This is a genomic window from Acetobacter fallax (assembly GCF_011516735.1).
GTDB lineage: Bacteria > Pseudomonadota > Alphaproteobacteria > Acetobacterales > Acetobacteraceae > Acetobacter > Acetobacter fallax.
Genome location: NZ_WOSX01000098.1, coordinates 1 through 3253 on the forward strand (window position 1 = coordinate 1; position 3253 = coordinate 3253).

Below are 3253 nucleotides of genomic sequence, written 5' to 3' on the forward strand. Positions count from 1 at the left end.
TCAGTCTGACCGATCCCGACAGCCGCCTCATGCGACGTTCGGACGCCCACGAGTTCCGACAGGCTTACAATGCCCAGGCCGTGGTCTGCGCCGAAGGCAGTCAGCTGATCGTGACAACCGGCGTTGTCGCCACGTCAGCGGACGCGCCATCCTTTGCCGATACCGTGCTGTCGATGGAAAACACGATCGGTCTCCCAAAGACGGTGCTCGCCGACACCGGTTACGCCAGCGGGCAGGCGGTCCGGGACCTGCGGAAAAAAGGCATCGATCCACTGGTCGCCATCGGACGGCCTCGCGCCCGCAGGCCATATGATTTCCGGCCACCTCCTGAAAACAGGGAGCCACGCCGGATCACCGAACCCTGGCGGCTTGCCATGAAGGACAGGCTGGAAACCACAGAAGCCGGAGATGTTTACAGACTACGAAAACAGACCGTTGAACCGGTCTTTGGAATTATCAAAAGCATCATGGGGTTCAGAAGATTCAGTCTGCGCGGCCTTGCAAAAGTCACGACCGAATGGACACTCGTCGCTCTCGCATACAACTGCAAAAGAATGGCACGGCTTCAAACAGCATAAGCCGGGTCAGCCTCGCCGCCGTGATCCTCAAAATGCCCAACCCGACAGACTGCTAGGTATTTGTTGAATCGTATCATCTCCATTTTAGACTACAACGAAAAGACCTGATGAGCAGTGCCGTTAGAAAATTTTCCTGCGAGGTTCACTTATGTTCGATGCTTCCAGATTACATTGGAATGCGTTGGTTCTTGAGTTTAAAGCCGTGCTCCAAAATCGCGCCTTGCCGGTCTCGGAAGCTGTTTTTATTTCAGAACGTCGGCTTTTAGAATTTCTTGTTTGGTTTCAGGACGTCCTACATGAGGCGGAAGCCGACATGGAGACACACCCTTCACCCCGTCACTCCATCATGCGACGTTACCGGCAAGCCATTCCCTGAGCTTCGACCACCGCCGCCGCCCGCCCTGGTTCCGCACCGCGATGGCCAGCGCCTTCTTCTGGCCCACGAGGACGACGAGCTTCCTTCCCCGTGTGACGCCCGTGTAGAGCAGGTTCCGCGCCAGCATGGCGTAGTGCTGCGTCACCAGCGGAATCACTACTGCCGGGTATTCCGAGCCCTGGCTTTTGTGGATGGTCGTCGCGTAGGCCAGCACCAGTTCGTCCAGCTCGCCGAAGCCGTAAACAACCTCCCGTCCATCGAATAAGACCGTCAGTTCGCCCTCTTCGATATCGATCCGGTCAATAACCCCCAGATCCCCGTCGAAGACGTCCCGGTCATAATCGTTGGCGATCTGCATCACCTTGTCACCCGGACCATAGGTCCAGCCGAACCGCTCGACCTTTACCTCGCCCGGCGGGTTCAACGCCTGCTGCAATTCGATATTCAGCGACCGCGCCCCAAGCCCGCCCCGGTTCATGGGGCAGAGCACCTGCACGTCGCGAACAGGGTCCAGTCCGAACCGCGCCGGGATGCGGTCCCTCACCATGGCCAGCAACTTGCGCAGCCCGACCTCGGGCTCGGCCGCTTCCACGAAGTAGAAATCCGATCCTTCCTCCAAGCTCAGTTCGGGCATCCTGCCCTCGTTGATCCGATGCGCATTGGTGATGATCCGGCTCTGAGCCGCCTGGCGGAACACTTCCGTCAGGCGCACCACAGGCACTGCACCCGAGCCGATGATGTCGGCCAGCACCTGCCCCGGCCCGACGGACGGCAACTGGTCCACGTCGCCCACGATCAGCAGGGCTGCGCTGTCGGGCAACGCGCGCAAAAGAGAGCACATCAGCAGCACGTCCACCATGCTGGCCTCGTCCACGACCAGCAGATCGCAGGTCAGCGGGTTGGTATCGTCCTGTTTGAAACTGCCGTTGGCCGGATCGGTCTCCAGCAGGCGGTGGATGGTCTTGCCCTCCAGCACCGTGCTTTCCGACAGGCGCTTCGCCGCCCGTCCCGTTGGCGCGCAGAGTTGAACATCCGTGCCCTTGGCGGTCACGATCTTCAGGATGGCGTTGACCAGGGTGGTCTTGCCCACACCGGGACCACCCGTGATCACCAGCACCTTGCTGCGCAAGGCAAGGCGCACCGCCTCCTGCTGGCTGGGAGCCAAAGCGAGCCCGGTCTTGCCTTCGACCCAGGTCATGGCTTTTGCAGCGTCGATGTCCGGCCAGGGCGGACGACCGATGGCGCAGGCGCGCAATCGTTCGGCGATGCTCTGCTCCGCCCGATAGAGCCCAGCCAGGAAGATGCAGTCTGTTTCGCCAACACTGTCAGCAACCACGTCTCCCGCTTCCAGTTCCAGCGCGAGGGCCGTCTCGATCAGAGGGGCAGCGACCTCCAGCAGCTCGGCGGTGCTGGTCAGCAGTTCCCCGACCGGCAGACCGCAATGCCCTTCGTCCATCGCTTCGCCGAGTGCATAGGATATCCCGGCCCGCACCCGGATCATGGCGTCGGGTGCAATCCCCATCTTCCGGGCAACCTGGTCAGCGGTCTTGAACCCGATTCCCCGGATGTCCTTCGCCAGCCGGTAGGGGTTCTCGCTGATCAGTCTGACCGCGTCCTGACCATAGGTCTTGAAGATCCGCACCGCCCGCGAGGTGCCGACGCCATTGCTGTGCAGGAACAGCATGATCTCGCGGATCACCTTCTGGTCCGCCCAGCCACCGACAATCCGTTCGGCACGCTTGGGACCGATACCCGTCACCTCCCGCAGGCGTCCAGGTTCCTGCTGGCCTTGAGGAACTCGGCCTTGAACTGCAGCCCGTGGGTATGGTCGTTGAACCAGCGCCCCGACATCTGCACGAACTCGCCTGCCGAGATCATGGCGGCGTGGCCGACAACGGTGACCAGATCGCGCTGCCCCCGCACTTTCACCCGCAGGACGCAGAAGCCGTTCTCGGCGTTGTGGAACGTCACCCGCTCTACGAGGCCGGCCAGCGCCTCGGAGGATGCAGCCGCGCCACTCAACGGGAGGCTCCTGTCGATGCGGAATCGAGAGGGTCGGAAACCATGATCGATCGTAACACAGGATCGCGCTGCCAGCCGTATCGCCGTGCTCCAACACGCCTGACACGCAGTCGTGAAGATCCCCGATTTCAGCCCAACCTACGCTGGAGTTTCCCTCCCACTTGCATCCTATGTGTTTCCTGCGTGGGATTCCGGACAACAAAAAACCCGCCTGTTTAGGGCGGGTTTATCGTGTCCCATGAAGGGCTTGTGCATGGTTGCGGGGATAGGATTTGAA

1 protein-coding gene and 1 pseudogene are annotated in these 3253 nt (G+C 61.1%); one reads left to right on the forward strand and one right to left on the reverse strand.

Annotated features, from left to right (window positions below; genetic code table 11):
- On the forward strand, positions 1-578 hold a 578-nt coding region (locus tag GOB85_RS18500), incomplete at its 5' end, for a transposase (protein ID WP_173579007.1).
- A gap of 344 nt (positions 579-922) precedes the next feature.
- Here the strand turns inward: GOB85_RS18500 and recD2 are convergent.
- Positions 923-2976, reverse strand: a pseudogene (recD2, locus tag GOB85_RS18505) (SF1B family DNA helicase RecD2).
- Positions 2977-3253: the final 277 nt, after the last annotated feature.